Consider the following 19,780-nt stretch of genomic DNA (forward strand, 5'->3'; position numbering starts at 1 on the left):
GTTGGCGCGGGCCTCGACGAAGGAGCATGCTTGATTCATGAGCCAGAAGCACCCGTGGTCCCGGTACGTCGCCATCGGCGATTCCTTCACCGAAGGCATCGGGGACCCTGAGCCGCAGAGCCCCGGTGGATACCGCGGCTGGGCCGATCGGGTCGCCGAGGTTCTGAGCGACCAGAATGACGACTTCTCCTATGCCAATCTGGCCGTCCGGGGTCGGCTCCTACAGCAGATTCTCGATGAGCAGGTAGGTGCCGCGCTCGAGCTGCGCCCCGACCTGATCACCATCTCCGCCGGCGGCAACGACATCATCCGGCCCAACACCGACCCCGACGAGGTGGCCAGCCGGTTGGAGAGCGGGATCGAGAAGCTCCGCTTGAACGGGGCGACGGTGGTCCTGTTCACCGGCCCCGACATCGGCATGACCCCGGTGATGCGGCGCATCCGGGGCAAGGTCGCCATCTACAACGAGAATCTCCGCGCGATCGCCCTGCGCCATGATCTCGTGGTGGCCGACATGTGGGCACTCCGAGAGCTCAAAGACACGCGGATGTGGGCGCCCGACCGCCTGCACTTCTCACCGATCGGCCACAACACCATCGCTCGCATGGTGCTGGACTCACTCAACGTGAAGAACGACCTGGAGCCGTACAAGCCGGAACCGCTGCCGAAGGTACGGTGGCGCCAGGCGCGCACGGAAGACATGGGCTGGGCGCGCGAGTACCTGGTGCCGTGGGTCATCCGGCGCATCCGTCACCAGTCTTCCGGCGACGGCATCAGCGCCAAGCGCCCGCTCGTGGCGCCGTACCGCAACACCTCGCTGTAGCCGGGGTGCGATAACCACGGTGCTGTAGGCACGAAGAAACCCCGGACCGCTCTGCGATCCGGGGTTTCGTTGTCGTGAACGTCTGCGGCTTAGCGGCCGAACTGCATCGCTGCCGGGCAGTCGAACGGACGGTTCGCCGAGAGGCCCACCTGGTTGAGGTAGCGCGTCACGATGCCGTAGGACTCGGTCAGCGTGGTCTCGGTGTACAGGATCTTGTGCGTGGCGCAGTACTCCTTGACGATCTCCTGCGCGCGGGCGAGGTGCGGGCGAGGCATGTTCGGAAACAGGTGGTGCTCGATCTGATAATTGAGCCCGCCCATGTAGCTGTCCATCAGCCAGTTGCCCTTGATGTTGCGGGAGGTGAGCACCTGGCGGCGCAGGAAGTCGACCTTGCTGTCGTGCGGCAGGATCGGCATTCCGGTGTGGTTCGGGGCGAACGAGGCCCCCATGTACACACCGAACACCGCGAGCTGCACACCGACGAAGGCGAACGCCATGCCGAGCGGCAGGCAGAGGAACACCACCGCAAGGTAGGCACCAATGCGCGTAGTGAGCATCGTGATCTCGAGCCAGCGCTTGTCGACCTTGCCCTTGCCGAACACGGTCATAAACCCGTGGCGGTGGAGGTTGACACCCTCGAGAACGAGCACGGGAAAGAAGAAGTAGCCCTGCTTGCGGGTGAACCAGGCGTAGATGCCGGTGGCCTTGGCCGCGTCGACCTCCTGGAAGGAGATGAAGTCACGCTCGATATCGGTGTCTTTGCCGATGACGTTGGGGTTCGAGTGGTGACGGCTGTGCTTGGTCATCCACCAGGAGTAGCTGATGCCGACGAACAGGTTCGCGAGCGTGCGCCCGACGAGGTCGTTGAGCTTGCCCGAGGTGAAGACCTGGCGGTGCGAGGCCTCATGGGCGAGGAAGGCGAACTGGGTGAGAATGATGCCGAGAACGCCGGCGATGAGCAGCTGGAACCAGCTGTCGCCGAGCAGAATGAAACCGGCAACTGCTCCGCCGAGGGCGAGCATCATGATGCCGAAGATCATCCCGTAGAACGATGTTCGGCGGTTGAGGAGTCCGGCGTCGCGCACTGTGCGCAGAAGAGCCGAATACTCCGTCGTGGGATTGGCGCGAGCGCCGCCCGGACGGGTCTTCGTAAAGGTGACCACGGGGGCGGTGATGGTTGTCGTCGCGGTGGCGAGAGAATCAGACACAGAACCTCGATTCGGGGATGACTTCCCAGTCGGGGTAGAAAAAGGAGCGAAATGCTCCGTTACAGATGACCCCACCCTAAGGGCACATACTGTGAGAGCTATGCACATATTCCCGAAGGAGAATGAGTGTCGCGCCTAGTCGCCAAGCCCGAACGGATGGACAAGCCGCCACCCCGCGCCAGGGTCGACGAGGCTCGCGCTGAAGGCCAACGGAACCGTGATCTGGTTCTCTCCCACCGTGAACGTCACGACCCCGGCCTTCTCGCCCCGTGAGACCAGACGGATGTCCGCCACCGACACCGCGGCCGACACCGGGGTATTCCCCCAGACCAGTACTTTCGCCCCACTGACCGCTTTCGCGCTGGTTGTGGCCGACCACGCGGTGCGGTAATTGGCGAACACCTGACCCTTATCCGCCAGGGTGATCTCGTGAAACCCCGAGGCGATCGACCGCAGCAGCCCGCTGACGGCCGGGTACAGCGTGTCGTGGTCGGGCGCGCCGAGAACAGCACCGATGATCGTCACCGTGCTCGACCCGATCTTCTGCTTGGATGCGAAGAGCAGACTCGACCCGACGTTCTCGAGGGTGCCGGTCTTTATACCCACCACCCCGTCAGAGCCGAGGAGCTGGTTGGTGTCCTTGATGGTGCCGACCTCGGGAAGGGTGAGCGTCGGGGTGTCGACGATGTCCGCGATCACCGGGTCGCCCATGGCGAGCTTTCCGAGCGCGACAAGGTCGGTCGCAGTGCTCGTGTTCGCCGGGTTGATCCCGGTTGGTTCGAGCACGGTCGTATGGCTCAGCCCGTGCTCAGCGAGCCACGTCTTCGTGGCACCGACGTAGGCGTCTTCGGTGCCGAATGCCCAGTCGGCGATCGCCTCGGCGTAGTTGTTGGCCGAGGCCATGAGCGCCACCTGCAGCACCTCGTGTTGTGACATGCTCGCGCCGACCGGCATCGGTTTGACCGTCCCGCGCAGTGCGGTGTACTTCGAGTACAGCGCACGGTCCGCCGCGCTGAACACGATCTCCGGGCCGTCGGCACCCTTCGCGAGGGGCTTGGCGTCGAGCACGACCATGGCGGTGATGATCTTGGTGATGCTCGCCATCGGGAGCGCTTCTTCGGTGCCGCTCACCGAGAGCAGATCGGGGTAGCCGACCGCTCCGAACGCGCTCGCGCCGAAACCGGGCCACGCGAGTTGAGCGGCCGCTGCCTGCAGCGGTGGTGGAGGAGTGACGCTGCGCTGCGCGACGCCAAGGGGCGCGAGCAAGCTGAACGGCAGATACAGAACGATCGCGAGAATGACCAGCACCGCCGACCCCACGGCGATGCGACGCTGGAGATACCGTCGCCGACGACTCGGCACGTGTTCGGGCGGATGCGGCGGCAGACCGGTGACCACAGAGCTCATACGCCCGGCCGGATCGCCCAGAGCGCCACGGCGCTGGCGGAGGCGACGTTGAGCGAGTCGACACCGTGCAGCATCGGAATCGTGACGATGGAGTCCGCCGCGTGGATTGCCGCGCGGCTCAGACCGTCTCCCTCCGAACCCAGGAGTAGCGCTATCTTCTCCGGCGCGGTGGCGGCAAAGGTGCCGAGGTCGACCGCGTCATCCGCGAGAGCGAGCGCCGCGATGTGAAATCCAGCGGCATGAAGGATGTCCGCGCCCTCCGGCCACTCTGGAATGCGAGTCCACGGCACCTGCAGCACCGTTCCCATGCTCACCCTGACGCTCCGACGATAGAGAGGATCAGCGCACCGCGGGGTCACCAGCACGGCATCGGCGCCGATCCCGGCCGCGGCACGGAAGATCGCCCCGACATTGGTGTGGTCGACGACATCCTCGATCACCACGATGCGAGTGGCACCGGCGATGACCTCGGCCGCTGGACGCAGCTCCGGCCGATGCATCGAGGCGAGGGCCCCACGGTGAAGGTTATATCCGGTAAGTTTCTCGAGCAGCGCGGCCGAGCCGACGTAGACCGGAGTGTCGCTGCCGTCGAAGTCAGGCCCGGTGAGGAGCGCTTCGACATCCGGAAGCCACTGTCCTTGTAGCAGCACGGATCGGGGCACGTGACCGGCGCGGAGCGCTCGGCCGATGACCTTGGTCGATTCGGCGATGTACAGCCCACCGGCCGGCTCGCTCACGCGACGCAACGCCACGTCGGTGAGCCTCGAATAGTCAGCGAGCGCCGGGTCGTCGAGGTCGTCGATATGGATGATGTGCATAGTTCTCCTGGCCCCGTGCCGACCGAGACGACCGATCTGCAGCTTTCGGAAACATATCCGAAAACTCCGGTGTTTAGGCTATTGACACCGCGTGAGCGGGGAGATGAGGGCGACATGGCTACCGATAGCGCTGCAACGGAAAGCACGGTTCAGTCGCGCGCGTCCAGCGCCTGGGCCCCCGCCCCTGCCGAAGAGCTGGATGCCGCCGCCGAGGTTCTGCGCGGCAAGACCATTGCTGTGCTCACCGGTGCCGGAGTGAGCACCGATTCCGGGATTCCCGATTACCGGGGCGAGGGCGCTCCCCCGCGCAACCCGATGACATTCCAGCAGTTCCTCAGCGATGCGGCGTACCGCCAGCGCTACTGGGCCGGCAGCCACCTCGGGTGGCGACGTTTCGACGGAGCCCGCCCGAACGATGGACACCGCACCATCGCGGCGATGGAGAACGCCGGACTCGTTAACGGGGTGATCACGCAGAACGTCGACGGCCTGCACCTGCGTGCAGGATCGCAGCGCGTTGTGGATCTGCACGGCACTATGGATCGCGTGCGCTGCCTCACCTGCGGACAGACCTTCGCCCGCGCAGACATCGCCCAGCGAATCGCCGATGCCAATCCCTGGCTCGATGAGCCGGACTCGTTCGAGCTCGGTCCAGATGGAGACGTGGAGTTCACCAAGATCGATGCCTTCGAGACGCCGGTCTGCACCGTCTGCGGCGGCATCCTCAAACCCGACATCGTGTTCTTCGGCGAGTTCATCCCGACCGACAAGTTCGTCGAGGCCAGTGCCCTCGTCCGGTCGGCCGGCGCGCTGATCATCGCCGGCTCATCGTTGGTGGTCAACTCCGGCATTCGACTTCTCGATCAGGCGACTAAACGACGGATGCCGGTGGTCGTCATCAACCGAGGCGAGACCAAGGGCGACTCCCGCGCCACCGTTAAACTGAACGCGGGCACGACGGGAACTCTCGCGGAGCTGGCCGAGCGCCTCGCTTCCTGAAGAGAAACGACGGGCCTAGCCGCCAATCCGGAAGCCTTCGCCACGTGACTCTGCTCTACCTCGTCCGCCACGGACAGACCGACTGGAACCTGCAACGCCGCATTCAGGGCAGCACAGACATCCCGTTGAACGACACCGGCCGGGATCAGGCTCGCCGCGCGGGGCGCCTGCTCGCTCGCCGACATTGGGACGTCCTGGCGTCGAGCCCCCTGTCACGCGCGTACGAAACGGCGGAGATCATCGGGGCCGAGATCGGGCTCGGCAGCTTCGGCCCGGCCGAGATCGAGATCGAGCCCGACCTGGTCGAGCGTGCGTACGGCGACGCCGAGGGCCTGTCCGGCGAGGAACTCGATCGGCGCTTTCCCGACGACACGCCGGTACCAGGCCGGGAGCGGCGCACGGATGTCGCGGCCCGCGCCATCGCCGCGCTCGTGACGCTCGGCGAACGCCACCCGGGAGCCGGCATCGTCGTGGTGACGCACGGCGGGGTCATCCGTTCTGTGATGAATGCCGTCGCCCCCGGCGCGCTCGCTCACAGCGGTGTGCCGATCTCGAACGGCTCGATCCACAGCTTTGAAATCGTTGCGGGAACGCCGCGCCTCATCGCGTTCGACGATCCGATCGAGTGGGACTCGGTCGACGTCCACCTCACCGTGGACCTCGACGGCGACTCGAACGGTCGTGCAGACGACGTCGCGGAGCAGAACGCCGCCGAGCGCTGAGTCCCGCGCTGATTCCGGCAGCGGCGCGAGCTGTCGTGCCTAGACCGGCGGTGTTGAGCGGCGTCGTACCGCCTTGGCAGTGCGTACCGGTGCGTCGGGCACCAGCCCGGTCACCAGGTCGTACATCCGCCGGGCCGATTCGTCCCAGCTGAATTCGCCGGCGTGAGCGCGAGCGCGGGCGCTCTGCGCCACCCAGCTCTCCGGCTCGTCCATCGCCAGAACGGCATCAGCGAAGGCGCGAGGATTCTCCTGATCGAAGAACACCGCGGCGTCACCGCCGACCTCGTGGAACAGCGGAATGTCACTCAGCACCACCGGCGTGCCGGCGTTTTGGCCCTCGATCAGCGGGATTCCGAAACCCTCGTCACGACACGCGGTCACCATGGCTGTCGCCTGCGCCAACACTTCGGCGTAGCGCTCATCACTGACGCCGTTCTCGAACACGATCGAGCCACTCGGTCCCAGCGCTGCGATGCGTTCCCTCGCCTCGTCGGAGATACGACTGAGCAACCGCAGGGTGTACCCGGGCAGGTGGTGCATCGCCGCGGCAAGGGTCTCGACATTCTTGTTCGGCTGGAAGGTGCCCATGTAGACGAGTTGCTTGCGCAGCTCACCAGACTCGTCGACGATTGCCTGCGGGTATTCCCGCGGCGGCAGCCCCGAGTCGTCGATTCCGGGCCGGATGACGCTGAGTGGGCGCTTGGTGAGCCGAGCGTCGATCATCTCCTGCTCGCAGTTATACGAGCCGGTCACTACCGCCTCGGCACGGTTCAGCGTCCAGCGCTGCGGCCAGTAGGTGAGGTGGTACAGAAACCAGATCAGCCTCACGATCGGCGTGAACTCCTTCGGGGGCGTGCGGTTGCGGTAGAACACCATGTCGTGAACGGTGAGCACCATCTTGTAGCCCCGGCGCCCGGTCGATCCGATGGTCTGCATCGGGCAGAAGACGACGTCGGGGTGCTCGCGGTTGAGGGTCAGCAAGGGGATGAACGGCTCGAGCAGGCTGTGCCCGGGCCTGGACTTGATCCACGGCAGGTCGGGCAACATGGTGAGCTGGCGCTCGTCGTGGATGAGCATCGTCACGGGATGCAGCTTGGAGAATGCCGCCACCAGCCCCGCCGAATAGCGGCTGATGCCGTCGTGGCGGGGAAACCGCACGAACCGGCAATCGAAGATCACTTTCACGGGAGCGGATCACCTTCGGCTCCGACACTGCCGGGGGAAGCGCCGTCGAGCTCCGCCACGAAGTCGGCGATGGCCGCGGCCGCGGGCACCGGGACCTCGTAGTGGATGAGATGGCCGACACCGGGAAGCACCGTGAGCCGGGCATCCGCGAGCTTCGCGTGAAGCCCACGCACCGCGTCGATCGGCGTGATCTCGTCGAGCTCTGCTGCCACCAGCAGCGTCGGCACGGTGATCTGTTCGGCGAACTCGCCCACGTGCGTGCTGATCGAGGCCTCGAAAGCCTCGACCACGACATCCCGCGTGGCGAAGCGGCCGAAGAACGTGTGGTGTTCGCGGTGGATCCAGCGACGCAGGTTCTTGTCTGTGGTCTTCACCATCGCCGAGCTCACGAACTGCGTCACGATCCAGTGCCGCAGCAACCAGGTTCCGACCGACACCGGCAGACGGCCTGCGAGGCGGTAGAACTTGACGGTGACGGCGGTCGCGAGGCGGTTCGGGCCGTCGAGTCCGGAGATCGCGATCGGATTCACCAGCACCAGGCCGCGAGGCGAGAGACCGTTGGCAAGCGCCTGGGACGCGATGATCGATCCGAAGGAGTGGCCGAGCAGGATCGCCGACTCGCTCAGACCGAGGGCGCTCATGAACGCCTCCAGCCACGCCGCGTAGCCGGGGATGTCGTGGCTGGCCTCGGTGAGCGGCGTCGATTCCCCGAAGCCGGGGAGATCGGGCCCTATCCAGCGGATGCCGGGAAGCTGAGCGATCACCGGCTCCAGACCGTGGTGCTCACCCCGATATCCATGCGCGACGACGATCGTCGTGGGCGCGTCGGGGTCTCCGTAGCTCCAGTACCGGGTGGTCGAGCCCAGGATCTCGATCTCGTGACGCTCGATCGGCAGTGCCGCGAGCAGTGCTGCATAAGGGGATTCAATGGCCATCGTTCGCCAGTCTATGGATTGTTCGGGTCCGTCGCGGTGCCGTTGGGAACCCGCGCCTAGACTCTTAACACGACTGTCATGTGCTGTACATCGACGGTGAGAAATGCTCTGGAGAGGAGCACCAGTGAGCTTTACCGCACCGATCCAACTGCCGGGCCTCACCCTCGATCCGCGGTGGTACAAGCGGTCGGTGTTCTACGAGGTCATGGTGCGCTCGTTCGTCGACAGCAATGGCGACGGCTCGGGCGACCTGCAGGGGCTGCTCTCCAAGCTCGACTATCTGCAGTGGCTCGGAATCGATGCGCTCTGGCTCCCGCCGATCTACCACTCTCCCCTCCGCGACGGCGGGTACGACGTCGCCGACTTCCGCAGCATCCTTCCGGAGTTCGGCACGCTCGACGAGTTCAAAGACCTCGTCACCAAGGCTCACGAACGCAACATGCGCATCGTGATCGACTTCCCGTTGAACCACACGTCGGACCAGCACGAGTGGTTTCTCCAGTCCCGCAGCGACCCGGACGGCCCGTTCGGCGACTTCTACGTCTGGAACGACGACGACGAGAAGTACCCGAATATCCGCATCATCTTTGTCGACACCGAGGACTCGAACTGGTCGTTCGACTCCCAGCGTCGACAGTTCTACTTCCACCGCTTCTTCTCGCACCAGCCCGACCTCAACTTCGAAAACCCGGCTGTGCAGGATGCCGTGATGGACATCATGCGGTTCTGGCTCGACCTCGGGGTCGATGGCATCCGTCTCGACGCGATCCCGTACCTCTTCGAGTCCGACGAGGGCAACGGTGAGGGCGAGGCACCGACGCACGAGTACATCAAGCGCATCCGCCAGATGTTCGATGACGAATACCCCGGCCGCATCATGATCGCGGAGGCGAACCAGTGGCCGCGCGAGGTTGCAGCGTTCTTCGGCACCGACGAAGAGCCGGAGTGCCACATGGCCTTCGACTTCCCGGTCATGCCCCGCATCTTCTACTCCCTGCGTTCGCAGAACGCGGGCGAGCTGAAGCGCATCCTGTCGGAGACCACGGATATCCCCGATGGTGCCGGCTGGGGCGTCTTCCTGCGCAACCACGACGAGCTCACCCTCGAAATGGTCTCTGAGGAGTACCGGCAGGCCATGTACGGCTGGTATGCATACGACCCCCGGATGCGCTCCAATGTGGGCATCCGTCGGCGCCTCGCTCCGCTGCTCGACAACTCCCGAGCAGAGCTGGAGCTGGCGCACGCGCTGCTGTTCAGCCTGCCGGGCAGCCCGTTCCTGTACTACGGCGACGAAATCGGGATGGGTGACAACATCTGGCTCCCGGATCGCGATGCATCCCGCACTCCCATGCAGTGGACGCCAGACCGCAACGCCGGCTTCTCGTCCGCAGACCCGGGAAAGCTCTACCTGCCAGTGGTCCAGTCGCTGGTCTACAACTACACGCTCACGAACGTGGAGTCCCAGCTCGCACAGTCTCGGTCGTTGCTGCACTGGGTGCGCAATGTGATCCACGTGCGCAAGGCCCATCCGGCATTCGGGCTCGGCACGATCACGATGCTCGAGACCGACCACGAGTCGGTGATCGCTTTCGTGCGCAGCTATGAGGGGTCTGGTACGCAGTTCGGTGACTCCGCGGAAGACGTGCTCTGCGTGTTCAGCTTCGCCCACAATCCGATCGCGGTGACCATCAAGGCGGAGCAGTTTGCCGGCTCACACCTCTTCGACCTGTTCGGCGGCGGGGAATTCCCCACCGTTGGCGAGGACGGATCGATCACCCTCACGCTCGCTACCCAGAGCTTCTACTGGCTGCACGTCGGGTCTCCCGGTTTCGTCAGTGCTCGGTCGTAGGGTTACGGCGTGACCAGCACCTCCGATATCAGCAGCCCCGCTACCAGTGGCCCAGGCACCAGCGGCCCGTGGTTCGACCGTCTCGGCGTCTTCGATCTGGAGACGACCGGTATCGACACCGAGACGAGTCGGATCGTTTCGGCGTACGTTGGGGTGATCGACGCCGACGGGGCACCGAAGGGCGTGTCGTGGCTCGCCGATCCCGGTGTCGAGATCCCCAGCCAGGCAACGGCCGTGCACGGCATCACCACCGAGCGCGCCAGAGCCGAAGGACGTTCGGCGCCGGAGGTCGTCGCGGAGATCGTGGCGGTGCTGCGTGCGCTGCTCGCTCAGGGCGTCCCTCTGGTGGTCTACAACGCCGCTTACGACCTCACGCTGTTGCACCACGAGTGCCTGCGCTACGGCATCGAGCCGCTGATCGATCCGACGCCGGTCATCGATCCCCTGGTGATCGATCGGGCGATGGACCGCTATCGCAAGGGCAAGCGCACCCTCGAGGCCGCGGCCGAGTTCTACGGTGTCGAGCTCATGGACGCTCACGACGCCGAGGCAGATGCCGTGGCCGCCGGCCGCGTCGCCCAGGCGATCGCTCGCAAGTACTCCGACACCCTCGGTGACGATGTCGTCATGGTGCACACCAACCAGGTGGCCTGGGCGTCAGACAGCGCGGCCAGCTTTCAGGAGTACATGCGCCGCACCAAAGATCCTGCGTTCGTCGCCGACGGCGTCTGGCCGATGCGTGCTGCGCTCGGCGCATCCCTCAGCGCCCGGTGACCGACTCGGACTCCCCCGCGGTTCTGCGTATCGTCGCCGCGCTCGTCGTCGACGAGCGTGGCAGAGCACTGCTGGTGCGCAAACGCGGCACCACACGATTCATGCAGCCGGGCGGCAAACCCGAGGCCGGGGAGACGGATGCCGCAGCTCTCGCCCGCGAACTGCAGGAGGAGCTCGGTCTGGTCGTCGACCCCGACGAACTCGTTCTGGTGGGCCGGTACTCGGCGGACGCGGCGAACGAGGCCGACACGGTGCTCGACGCCCGTGTCTTCGACGCCCCGATCATCCTCGGCCCGATCGTCGACACGATCGAGGTTGCGCAGGAGATCGTCGAACTCGTCTGGGTCGACCCGGCCGACCCGGGGGCGATCGCGCTTGCACCGCTCAGCAGCGAGATCCTGCTGCCGCTCCTCGCCTCCCGCAATTCACCGGTCGAGTAGCGCCCGCGCGTTCGCCACCCCATACCCGCTGGATTTCGATACGCGTGCTCGTCCCTTGCGCGCTACTCAATCAGCGTCACCCCGCTGGTCGAGTAGCGCCCGAGCGCCCGCGCGAGGACGCGTATCGAGGCCCTGTCGCGGTGGATTTCGATACGCGTGCTCGTCCCTCGCGCGCTACTCAATCAGCATCACCCCGCTGGTCGAGTAGCGCCCGCGCGCCCGCGCGAGGACGCGTATCGAGGCCCTGTCGTGATGAGGCGTTAACGCAACAATGGCGCCCGGCCGAAGCCGAGCGCCATCCTTGGTGGCAGGTGTTACTTGCCGAAGTTCTTGTAACGCGAGTTGAACTTCTCGACGCGACCGGCGCTGTCGAGGATGCGCTGCTTACCCGTGTAGAACGGGTGCGAGGCGGAGGAGATCTCCACGTCGATGACCGGGTAGGTCTCACCGTCGAGCTCGATGGTCTTGTCGCTCGAGACCGTCGAACGGGTGAGGAAGGTCTCGCCACTGGCGAGGTCGCGGAAGACGACCGGTGCGTACGTGGGGTGGATGTCAGACTTCATCGTTATTCCTTGGGTGATTGTTGGTGTGAAGAAGAAAAAGTGTTCGGGGCTCAGGGAGCCAACGAGCAATCTTATCAGACGCGGGCCGGATGCTGCGCTAGCTCGGCGCCGGCGAACCTGGATCAAACAGCGTGGGCGCTGAACCGACCGTCGTTCTCGTCGAGCTCGAGCGCGAGTCCGAAGGTGTCGCCGAGGTTGGCTGCGGTGATCACCTCGCGGATCGGTCCCGACGCCGTGACCGCACCGTCGGCAAGCAGCAACGCATGGGTGAAGCCCAGCGGGATCTCCTCGACGTGGTGGGTGACCATGATGATGGCGGGAGCCTTGGGAGCCTGCGCGTACCCGCTGAGCAACTGCAGCAGTTCCTCCCGCGCGCCGAGGTCGAGACTTGCCGCCGGCTCGTCGAGTAGCAGCAACTCCGGGTCGGTCATCACCGAGCGGGCGATCTGCACCCGCTTCTGTTCGCCATCGCTCAGGTCACCGAAGTTGCGAGACTCGAACGCGCTGAGCTTCCACTCCGCGAGCACGCGCTGGGCGCGACGGGTGTCGACGTCTTCGTAGGCCTCGTTCCAACGCCCGGTGACGGAGTAGGCGGCGGTGAGCACGACATCCAGCACCTTCTCGTTCTTCGGGATCCGGCGAGCCATCGCCGTCGAGGCGAAACCGATGCGCGGGCGCAGGTCGAACAGGTCGGCGGTGCCGAGCGTGCTGTCGAGGATCTCGACCGTTCCCGCGCTCGGGTGGCTCTGCGCGGCCGCCAGCTGCAGCAGCGTCGTCTTTCCCGCTCCGTTCGGACCGAGGATGACCCAACGCTCGTCACTGTCGACCGTCCAGTTCAGCGAATCGAGGATGGTGGTGCCGTCTCGAACGACGGACACGTCGGTGAACTGGAGAACGCGAGCCATGTCTCAACCCTACCGATCCGACGGCGCCGTCTGGCGCAGCACGCCCCCTACGACAGCGTGCTTCTCCGAAAGCACGGTCCTACGACGACACTCCCTAGGACGGCACGCCCTAGGAAAGCACCGACGCGTAGACCTCCTGCGTCCGCTTCGCGATTGCCGCCCAACCGAAGTCGCGCTCCGCCCGCTCACGACCCGCCGCGCCCATTGCGCGCGCCGTCTCAGGATCGCTGACGACCTCGGTGAGGATGCGCGCCAGGTCGTCCACGAACTTCTGCGGGTTGAGCGGGGTGCCGGTACCGTCCTCTGCCTGCTCGATCGGCACCAGTCGTCCGGTGACGCCCTCGTCGATGACCTCGGGGATGCCGCCGGTCGCCGTTCCGACCACCGGCGCCCCACAGGCCATGGCCTCGAGGTTCACAATGCCGAGCGGCTCGTAGATCGACGGGCAGACGAAGGTGGTCGCCGCAGTGAGCACGGCGGAGAGGTCGGGCTGGCTGAGCAGCTCCTCGATCCAGACGACGCCGGTGCGCTCTTTCTGCAATTCGGCGACTCCTTCGCGAACCTCGGCGAGGATCTCGGGGGTGTCCGGGGCTCCCGCGCAGAGCACGAGCTGCACGTCTTTGGGCAGCTGGGCGGCGGCGCGCAGCAGATACGGAAGACCCTTTTGCCGCGTGATCCGCCCGACGAACACGACGGAGGGACGGGTCGGGTCGATGCCGAGCGTGGCCAGCAGCTCGGGGTTTTCGGTCGGCACCCATGTGGTCAGGTCGATGCCGTTGTGCACAACCGAGACCTTCTGCTCGTCGAGGAACGGATACGAGCGCAGGATGTCGCGGCGCATGCCATGGCTCACGGCGATGATCGCGTCGGCCGCCGCAAACGCGCCGCTCTCGATCCAGCTGGAGACGCGGTACCCACCACCGAGTTGCTCGGCCTTCCATGGGCGGAGCGGCTCGAGGCTGTGCGCGGTGATGACGTGAGGGATGCCGTGCAGCAGCTGAGCGAGCTGACCGGCACCGTTCGCGTACCAGGTGTGTGAGTGCACCAGATCCGCTCCCCCAGAGTCCTGCGCCATCTGCAGGTCGACCCCGAGTGTCGCGAGCGCGGGGTTCGCGTTGGTTAGCTGCGGCGGAACCAGGTAGGCGTACACGCCCTGTTCATCGCGCGGCAGACCGAAGCAGCGCACGAGAACGTCGACGTCGACGCGCAGTGCCTTGACGAGTTCTGCGACGTGCACACCGGCACCGCCGTAGACCTCTGGCGGATATTCCCGGGTCAAAAGATCGACTCTCATCCCGTGAACGCTAGTACATGGGCAGCATTCACGTACTGTATGAGCCATGGCATCGAAGAAGATCTTTGGCATTGTCCTTGCGGGCGGTGAAGGTAAGCGGCTTATGCCCCTGACTGCGGATAGGGCAAAGCCCGCCGTCCCCTTCGGCGGCAATTACCGCCTCATCGATTTCGCCCTGTCGAACCTGATCAATTCGGGGCTTCGGCAGATCGTCGTACTGACCCAGTACAAGTCGCACAGTCTCGACCGGCACGTCTCGCAGACCTGGCGCCTCGACGGCATCACGAGTTCTTACGTGGCCTCGGTACCGGCCCAGCAGCGTCTCGGCAAGCGCTGGTTCGCCGGCTCTGCCGACGCCATCCTGCAGTCGCTCAACCTGCTGCGCGACGAAAAGCCCGACATCGTCGTCGTGGTTGGTGCTGACCACGTGTATCGCATGGACTTCAGCCAGATGATCGACGCCCACATCGCCTCCGGCGCCGGTGTCACGGTCGCCGCGATCCGGCAGCCCATCTCGCTGGCCGACCAGTTCGGGGTGATCGAGCTCGACGCCGACGACCCCACCCGCATCGCGCAGTTCTTGGAGAAGCCGAAGAATGCCGTCGGTCTCGCCGATTCGCCTGGCGAGGTTCTCGCCTCGATGGGTAACTACGTCTTCGACGCCGATGTGCTGATCGACGCGGTGCTGCGCGACGGGGAGGTGCCGACCTCCAATCACGACATGGGCGGCGACATCGTCCCCGACTTCGTCTCCCGCGGTGACGCCGCGGTCTACGACCTCAATCGCAACGAGGTTCCCGGCGCCACCGATCGCGACCGCTACTACTGGCGGGACGTCGGAACCATCGAGTCGTTCTTCGACGCGCACCAAGACCTGATCTCTGCCCTACCGATCTTCAACCTGTACAACAGCAACTGGCCGATCTTCAGCCAGCAGCTCAACTCGCCGCCGGCGAAGTTCGTGCGCGACTCGAAGGGCAACCTCGGCACCACGATCGACTCGATCGTCTCGCTGGGGTCGTTGCTGTCCGGTGCCCATATCGAACGCAGCGTGCTCGGGCCGTGGGCGACTGTCGAGTCTGGCGCCCAGGTGGTGGACTCGATCGTCTTCGACCGCGTGCGCATCGGGCCCGACTCGATAATCCGTCGCGCGATCCTCGACAAGGAGGTCGTGATCAGCCCCGGTGCAACGGTGGGCGTCGACGCGGATGCCGACCGGGCTCGCGGCTTCACGGTGACAGACTCGGGCATCACCGTGGTCGGCAAGGGCGTCACCGTCTCCTAGGCGATTTCCGCTTCGCGCTACCCGATACCCTTGGGCGGTGCCTCGTTTCCTCGTAGTCCTCGACGTCGATTCCACCCTCATCGAGAACGAGGTGATCGAGCTGCTCGCCGATGCGGCTGGTTCCGGCGCCACGGTGGCCGAGATCACCGCCTCTGCAATGAACGGCGAGGTGGACTTCGAGCAGAGTCTGCGCGCCAGGGTCGCGACGCTCGCGGGACTGCCCGACGGCGTCTTCGCAACCATCGCCGCGAAGATCCGGGTCACCGCGGGCGTGCCAGAGCTCATCGCCGGTGTTCATGCCGCGGGCGGTCGCGTAGGCGTCGTATCGGGTGGATTCCACGAGCTGATCGATGAGCTGGCCGAGGATCTCGGCCTCGACTACTGGAGTGCCAACCGCCTCGAGGTGACTGACGGCATCCTGACCGGCGGTCTGGTCGGCCCGATCATCGACGCGCAGGCCAAAGCACAGACTCTCACCGCCTGGGCGAACGACTTCGGGGTGCCGCTGGCCCATACCGTCGCCGTGGGCGACGGGGCAAACGACCTGCCCATGATGGCCATCACCGGGCTGGCGGTCGGCTTCGACGCCAAGGCGCCGGTGCGCGACGAGGCGGATGTCCTGCTCGACGTACGCGACCTGTCGCGCGTTCTGCCACTGCTGGGGTTGTAGCCCGCGGGCTAGTGCCCCATGCCGAGGCCGCCGTCGACGGGAATGACCGCGCCGGAGATATAGCCCGCGTCGTCTCCCGCGATCCAGGTGACCACCTTGGCGACCTCCTCCGCACTGGCGAAACGCCCGGCCGGGATCGATTTCTTGTACTCGGCCTGCTGGGCCTCGGGAAGCTCCGCGGTCATGTCGGTCTCGATGAACCCGGGCGCGACGACATTCGCCGTGATCCCGCGGGCGCCGAGCTCGCGCGTCACCGAGCGGGCGAGTCCGATCAGACCGCTCTTCGAGGCGGAGTAGTTGACCTGCCCGGCCGACCCGAGCAGTCCGACCACGCTGGAAATCAACACGATGCGGCCGAATCGAGCCTTCAGCATGCCCTTCGATGCGCGCTTGACCACGCGGAAGGCACCGGAGAGATTGGTGTCGATCACCGAGGTGAAGTCGTCTTCGCTCATGCGCAGCAGCAGGGTGTCCTTGGTGATGCCGGCGTTCGCGACGACCACCTCGACCGGCCCGAGCTCGGCCTCGACCGCGGTGAAGGCCGCATCGAGGGAGGCGGAGTCGGTGACGTCGGCGACCACGGTGAGCGCGCCATCCGGTCCCGATCCCGAGCGAGCGGTGACCGCGACGCGGTGGCCCTGGGCGATGAACTCTTCGGCGATGGCGCGGCCGATTCCGCGATTGCCTCCCGTGACGAGAACGGTGCGGGGAGTGGACATGCTGGCTCACTTTCGGTGGAGGTGGGGCCGCGGTCCGTCGTCTTCCGAAAGCTCCGGCGGCACCGGCAAACTTCCACGATTCTAGACGTAGGCTTGAGCTTGCCCATGGCGAAGATGCAATCGATAACCAGCATTCCCCGGTCTCCACAGGACGACCGGCGCAGTCGCGTGATCCAATACTCGATTGCCATGGCAATCCGCATGGTCTGCATCGTGCTCTGCCTGTTCGTTCGAGGCTGGTGGTTGCTCCTTCCGGCGATCGGCGCGGTGGTTCTCCCGTACATCGCCGTGGTGCTGGCGAACGCGACGACGCAGCGCGGGTCGGCCCCGGTGCTTCGCCCGGGCGGCATCGTGCGGGTCGCTCCGATCATCCCCACACCAGCGGATGCTCCGCCCGCTGGCCATGACGAGTCGCACCGGTGATCGGGCTCGGTCTCGATCCCGCCGAGGTGCTGGATCCGATCTGTTCTCGCGCGGGATGCCGAGAAGCCGCCGCCTGGAACGTCAACTGGCGCAATCCCCGCATCCACACCGCTGACCGGGTCAAGGTCTGGCTGGCCTGCGACGACCACGCGGACTATCTGCGCGACTACCTCGAAGCCCGGGACTTTCCGGTGCTGGTGACCGCGGTCGGCACGACCGTCGACCGTGTGCCCGACGTAACGAGTCGCGCGTGAAGATCCTCCGTCTCGCCCTCACCCGCCGCTGGCTCGGCTATCTCGCCGTCGCGATCGTCTTCGCGATCGTCTGCATCGGACTCTCGAAGTGGCAGGTCGACCGCACCAACGAAGCTCGCTCGGCCAATCAGCTCGTGCAGCGTAACTTCGACAGCACGCCGACGCCGCTGACGGATGTTCTCCCCTCGCGCACTGCGTTCGCCGCGAACCAGGAGTGGAAGCAGGTCGCGCTGCGCGGCGAGTACCTCATGAAAGACCAATTGCTCGTGCGCAACCGACCGCTCGACGGCAACCCCGGGTTCGAGGTGCTCACGCCGCTGAAGCTCGCCGACGGTTCGGTCTTCGTCGTCGACCGCGGATACGTGCCGACCGGCAATGACCAGGATGCGCCTGACAGCGTTCCTGCCCCGGCCGCCGGTGAGGTTTCGGTGGTCGTCCGCCTGCAGAAGGGCGAGCCCACCCTCGACGGACGCAGCGCCGGCTCCGGCCAGATCGCCACCATCCACCTGCCGACAGTGGCCAAGCTGGTGAAGCTCCCCACCTACACCGGGGCATACGGACTGATGGTCTCGGAGTCCCCCGCCGCCGCAACGCGACCGGTTGCCGAGGCGGCTCCCACCCTCGATGAGGGATTGCACATCTCGTACGCGATTCAGTGGGTGCTGTTCGGAATCATGGCGTTCCTCGGCCTCGCCTATGCGATCCGGCAGGAGTACCGCATTCGTAACGCCGACGATCCCGAGGAGCGGAAGAAGGCCGCAGAGCGCGAACGACGCAAACTGGCCAAGCCACGCAGCGACGCGGAGATCGAAGACGCGCTGCTGGAGAGTTCAGATTCGATGGCCGACTCCCGCTGACGCGGTGACGTTCTACGCCAGGGCGACGAGGTCCTGGTAGTCCTTGTTCCAGTGGTCTTCCTGGCCGTCGGGTAGCAGCAACACCCGCTCCGGGTTGAGAGCCTCGACGGCACCCTCGTCGTGGCTGACCAGCACGACGGCGCCAGAGTAGTTGGCGAGGGCATCAAGGATCTCCAGGCGCGAGGCCGGGTCCAGGTTGTTGGTCGGCTCGTCGAGCAGCAGCACATTCGCGCCGGAGACGACGATCATCGCAAGGGCCAGACGGGTCTTCTCGCCACCGGACAGCACGCCCGCCGGCTTGGTGGCGTCATCCCCGGTGAAGAGGAACGAGCCGAGAACGCGGCGCGCCTCCATCTCGGTGATGTTCGGCGACGACGACACCATGTTCTGCAGCACCGTGCGCTTGACGTCGATCGTCTCGTGCTCCTGCGCGTAGTAGCCGATGCGCAGGCCGTGACCGGGCTCGAGCTGTCCGGTATCCGGCTGGTCGACGCCGGCCAAGATGCGCAGCAGCGTCGTCTTTCCGGCACCGTTGAATCCCAGGATGACCACCTTCGAGCCGCGGTCGATCGCGAGGTCTACCGCGGTGAAGATCTCCAGCGATCCGTAGCTCTTCGACAGGTTGGATGCCATCAGTGGCGTGCGACCACACGGTGCAGGCTCTGGGAAGCGCAGCTTGGCGACACGGTCGACGGCGCGCACCTCCTCGAGCCCGGAGAGCATCTTCTCCGCCCGACGCACCATCTGGTGAGCGGCAGCGGCCTTGGAGGCCTTAGCCCCGAACTTGGCCGCCTGCATCTGCAGCACGCCCGCCTTCTTCTCGACGTTGACGCGCTCCTTCTTGCGGCGCTCCTCGTCGGCGGCGCGCTGGCGCTGGTAGTGCTTCCAGCCCATGTTGTAGATATCGATGACCTGGCGGTTTGCGTCGAGATAGAACACGCGGTTGACGGTCTCTTCGACCAGTTCGACATCGTGGCTGATCACGATCAGACCGCCCTGGAAGTTCTTCAGGAATTCGCGCAGCCAGACGACGGAGTCGGCGTCGAGGTGGTTGGTGGGCTCGTCGAGCAGCATGGTGTCTGCGCCGGAGAACAGAATGCGGGCGAGCTCAATGCGGCGGCGCTGCCCACCCGAGAGGGTCGAGAGCGGCTGGTCGAGAATGCGGTCAGGCAGGCTGAGGTTGCTCGCGATAGACGCGGCCTCCGCCTCAGCCGCATACCCGCCGAGCGCGGTGAAGCGGTCCTGCAGGTTGCCGTAGGTCTTCATCGCCTTCTCGCTGACCTTGGGGTCGGCGTCGCCCATTTCGGTGGCCGCCTTCTCCATACCGATCATCAGCTGACCGAGGCCGCGGGCATCCAGGATGCGCGTTCGCGCCAGATCTTCCGGGTTTCCCGAGCGCGGGTCCTGCGGCAGGTAGCCGATCTCGCCGGTGCGGTCGATGGTGCCGCCGGTCGGCATTCCCTCTCCCGCCAGGATCTTCGTCAGCGTGGTCTTGCCGGCACCGTTACGTCCCACCAGCCCGATTTTGTCGCCGCGTTCCACTCGGAAGGTGACGTCCTCCATGAGCATGCGTGCGCCAACACGCAATTCGAGGCCGTTGACGGCGAGCACAGGCATAGTCCAATTCATTAGTCGCTTTTCGAGCGACGA

The 19,780-nt window shown here is 65.7% G+C and carries 21 protein-coding genes; 11 read left to right on the plus strand and 10 right to left on the minus strand.

All coding sequences use genetic code 11. The features are described from left to right. Nucleotides 1-37: 37 nt before the first annotated feature. Complete coding sequence (locus IV501_RS10090; RefSeq protein ID WP_200555177.1) at nt 38-823, plus strand: SGNH/GDSL hydrolase family protein; 786 nt, start codon at nt 38-40, stop codon at nt 821-823. A gap of 89 nt (nt 824-912) precedes the next feature. Here the strand turns inward: IV501_RS10090 and IV501_RS10095 are convergent, their stop codons facing one another. From IV501_RS10095 to IV501_RS10105, 3 genes are all read right to left on the minus strand, one after another. Continuing rightward, nucleotides 913-1,986: a fatty acid desaturase family protein gene (locus tag IV501_RS10095; protein ID WP_307812200.1), complete on the minus strand. Its 1,074-nt coding sequence runs from the start codon at nt 1,984-1,986 to the stop codon at nt 913-915. Nucleotides 1,987-2,166: 180 nt separating this feature from the next. Then, complete coding sequence (locus IV501_RS10100) at nt 2,167-3,438, minus strand: D-alanyl-D-alanine carboxypeptidase family protein (RefSeq protein WP_200555175.1); 1,272 nt, start codon at nt 3,436-3,438, stop codon at nt 2,167-2,169. Further along, nucleotides 3,435-4,256, minus strand: a complete 822-nt coding sequence (locus IV501_RS10105; protein WP_200555174.1) for a TrmH family RNA methyltransferase — start codon at nt 4,254-4,256, stop codon at nt 3,435-3,437. The genes IV501_RS10100 and IV501_RS10105 overlap by 4 nt, the downstream gene beginning before the upstream one ends. A gap of 114 nt (nt 4,257-4,370) precedes the next feature. Between IV501_RS10105 and IV501_RS10110 the strand changes: the two genes are divergently transcribed. Further along, nucleotides 4,371-5,255, plus strand: a complete 885-nt coding sequence (locus tag IV501_RS10110) for a Sir2 family NAD-dependent protein deacetylase (protein WP_200555173.1) — start codon at nt 4,371-4,373, stop codon at nt 5,253-5,255. 44 nt (nt 5,256-5,299) lie between these two features. Next, complete coding sequence (locus IV501_RS10115; protein WP_200555172.1) at nt 5,300-5,977, plus strand: histidine phosphatase family protein; 678 nt, start codon at nt 5,300-5,302, stop codon at nt 5,975-5,977. Between the two features lie 39 nt (nt 5,978-6,016). On the opposite strand, the gene IV501_RS16575 is transcribed toward IV501_RS10115, so the two are convergent. Both IV501_RS16575 and IV501_RS10125 read right to left on the minus strand, forming a co-directional pair. Continuing rightward, nucleotides 6,017-7,162 (minus strand): glycosyltransferase family 4 protein, encoded by a 1,146-nt coding sequence (locus IV501_RS16575; RefSeq protein ID WP_200555171.1) that lies wholly within the window; start codon nt 7,160-7,162, stop codon nt 6,017-6,019. Beyond that, nucleotides 7,159-8,097 carry an alpha/beta fold hydrolase gene (locus IV501_RS10125; protein WP_200555170.1) on the minus strand — a complete coding sequence of 313 codons (939 nt, stop codon included), beginning with the start codon at nt 8,095-8,097 and terminating at the stop codon, nt 7,159-7,161. The genes IV501_RS16575 and IV501_RS10125 overlap by 4 nt, the downstream gene beginning before the upstream one ends. Nucleotides 8,098-8,221: 124 nt before the next feature. Here IV501_RS10125 and treS point away from each other — a divergent pair, with 124 nt between their 5' ends. The 3 genes from treS to IV501_RS10140 are packed head-to-tail and all read left to right on the plus strand — an operon-like array spanning nt 8,222 to nt 11,160. Then, a complete protein-coding gene (gene treS / locus IV501_RS10130) occupies nt 8,222-9,946 on the plus strand; it encodes a maltose alpha-D-glucosyltransferase (RefSeq protein ID WP_200555169.1) in 1,725 nt (574 codons plus the stop codon). A 9-nt stretch (nt 9,947-9,955) separates the two neighbouring features. Next, entirely contained in the window at nt 9,956-10,720 is a 765-nt protein-coding gene (locus IV501_RS10135; RefSeq protein WP_200555168.1) for a 3'-5' exonuclease, read from the plus strand. Next, nucleotides 10,717-11,160 (plus strand): NUDIX hydrolase, encoded by a 444-nt coding sequence (locus IV501_RS10140; protein WP_200555167.1) that lies wholly within the window; start codon nt 10,717-10,719, stop codon nt 11,158-11,160. The genes IV501_RS10135 and IV501_RS10140 overlap by 4 nt, the downstream gene beginning before the upstream one ends. 314 nt (nt 11,161-11,474) lie before the next feature. Here the strand turns inward: IV501_RS10140 and IV501_RS10145 are convergent, their stop codons facing one another. The 3 genes from IV501_RS10145 to glgA form a co-directional block, all read right to left on the minus strand. After that, on the minus strand, nt 11,475-11,723 hold the full coding sequence (locus IV501_RS10145; RefSeq protein WP_200555166.1) for a type B 50S ribosomal protein L31: 249 nt from the start codon (nt 11,721-11,723) through the stop codon (nt 11,475-11,477). Nucleotides 11,724-11,845: 122 nt separating this feature from the next. Next, nucleotides 11,846-12,628 (minus strand): ABC transporter ATP-binding protein, encoded by a 783-nt coding sequence (locus IV501_RS10150; RefSeq protein WP_200555165.1) that lies wholly within the window; start codon nt 12,626-12,628, stop codon nt 11,846-11,848. A gap of 109 nt (nt 12,629-12,737) precedes the next feature. After that, on the minus strand, nt 12,738-13,922 hold the full coding sequence (gene glgA / locus IV501_RS10155; protein WP_200555164.1) for a glycogen synthase: 1,185 nt from the start codon (nt 13,920-13,922) through the stop codon (nt 12,738-12,740). 46 nt (nt 13,923-13,968) lie between these two features. Between glgA and glgC the strand changes: the two genes are divergently transcribed. Continuing rightward, complete coding sequence (gene glgC, locus IV501_RS10160; RefSeq protein ID WP_200555163.1) at nt 13,969-15,207, plus strand: glucose-1-phosphate adenylyltransferase; 1,239 nt, start codon at nt 13,969-13,971, stop codon at nt 15,205-15,207. A gap of 37 nt (nt 15,208-15,244) precedes the next feature. Continuing rightward, complete coding sequence (gene serB, locus IV501_RS10165; protein WP_200555162.1) at nt 15,245-15,877, plus strand: phosphoserine phosphatase SerB; 633 nt, start codon at nt 15,245-15,247, stop codon at nt 15,875-15,877. An 8-nt stretch (nt 15,878-15,885) separates the two neighbouring features. Here serB and fabG read toward each other — a convergent pair whose 3' ends face one another. Beyond that, nucleotides 15,886-16,596: a 3-oxoacyl-ACP reductase FabG gene (gene fabG, locus IV501_RS10170; protein WP_200555161.1), complete on the minus strand. Its 711-nt coding sequence runs from the start codon at nt 16,594-16,596 to the stop codon at nt 15,886-15,888. Between the two features lie 114 nt (nt 16,597-16,710). Between fabG and IV501_RS10175 the strand changes: the two genes are divergently transcribed. Genes IV501_RS10175 through IV501_RS10185 form a run of 3 tightly spaced genes read left to right on the plus strand, consistent with a single transcriptional unit; the run spans nt 16,711 to nt 18,130 of the window. Beyond that, a complete protein-coding gene (locus IV501_RS10175) occupies nt 16,711-17,019 on the plus strand; it encodes a DUF3099 domain-containing protein (protein ID WP_234698291.1) in 309 nt (102 codons plus the stop codon). Further along, nucleotides 17,016-17,273 carry a hypothetical protein gene (locus IV501_RS10180; RefSeq protein WP_200555159.1) on the plus strand — a complete coding sequence of 86 codons (258 nt, stop codon included), beginning with the start codon at nt 17,016-17,018 and terminating at the stop codon, nt 17,271-17,273. The genes IV501_RS10175 and IV501_RS10180 overlap by 4 nt, the downstream gene beginning before the upstream one ends. After that, a complete protein-coding gene (locus IV501_RS10185) occupies nt 17,270-18,130 on the plus strand; it encodes an SURF1 family cytochrome oxidase biogenesis protein (protein ID WP_200555158.1) in 861 nt (286 codons plus the stop codon). The genes IV501_RS10180 and IV501_RS10185 overlap by 4 nt, the downstream gene beginning before the upstream one ends. 12 nt (nt 18,131-18,142) lie before the next feature. On the opposite strand, the gene IV501_RS10190 is transcribed toward IV501_RS10185, so the two are convergent. Then, a complete protein-coding gene (locus tag IV501_RS10190) occupies nt 18,143-19,741 on the minus strand; it encodes an ABC-F family ATP-binding cassette domain-containing protein (protein WP_307812199.1) in 1,599 nt (532 codons plus the stop codon). Between the last annotated feature and the right edge of the window lie 39 nt (nt 19,742-19,780).

Origin of the sequence: Lacisediminihabitans changchengi (genome assembly GCF_016634425.1) — a bacterium.
Taxonomy (GTDB): domain Bacteria; phylum Actinomycetota; class Actinomycetes; order Actinomycetales; family Microbacteriaceae; genus Lacisediminihabitans; species Lacisediminihabitans changchengi.

Coding starts and splice junctions, on each gene's coding strand:
- IV501_RS10105 (WP_200555174.1), bottom strand. CDS start 4,256: ATGCACATCATCCATATCGACGACCTCGACGACCCGGCGCTCGCTGAC.
- IV501_RS10175 (WP_234698291.1), top strand. CDS start 16,711: ATGCAATCGATAACCAGCATTCCCCGGTCTCCACAGGACGACCGGCGC.
- glgC (WP_200555163.1), top strand. CDS start 13,969: ATGGCATCGAAGAAGATCTTTGGCATTGTCCTTGCGGGCGGTGAAGGT.
- IV501_RS10100 (WP_200555175.1), bottom strand. CDS start 3,438: ATGAGCTCTGTGGTCACCGGTCTGCCGCCGCATCCGCCCGAACACGTG.
- IV501_RS10090 (WP_200555177.1), top strand. CDS start 38: ATGAGCCAGAAGCACCCGTGGTCCCGGTACGTCGCCATCGGCGATTCC.
- fabG (WP_200555161.1), bottom strand. CDS start 16,596: ATGTCCACTCCCCGCACCGTTCTCGTCACGGGAGGCAATCGCGGAATC.
- IV501_RS10110 (WP_200555173.1), top strand. CDS start 4,371: ATGGCTACCGATAGCGCTGCAACGGAAAGCACGGTTCAGTCGCGCGCG.
- IV501_RS10145 (WP_200555166.1), bottom strand. CDS start 11,723: ATGAAGTCTGACATCCACCCCACGTACGCACCGGTCGTCTTCCGCGAC.
- glgA (WP_200555164.1), bottom strand. CDS start 13,922: ATGAGAGTCGATCTTTTGACCCGGGAATATCCGCCAGAGGTCTACGGC.
- IV501_RS10150 (WP_200555165.1), bottom strand. CDS start 12,628: ATGGCTCGCGTTCTCCAGTTCACCGACGTGTCCGTCGTTCGAGACGGC.
- IV501_RS10125 (WP_200555170.1), bottom strand. CDS start 8,097: ATGGCCATTGAATCCCCTTATGCAGCACTGCTCGCGGCACTGCCGATC.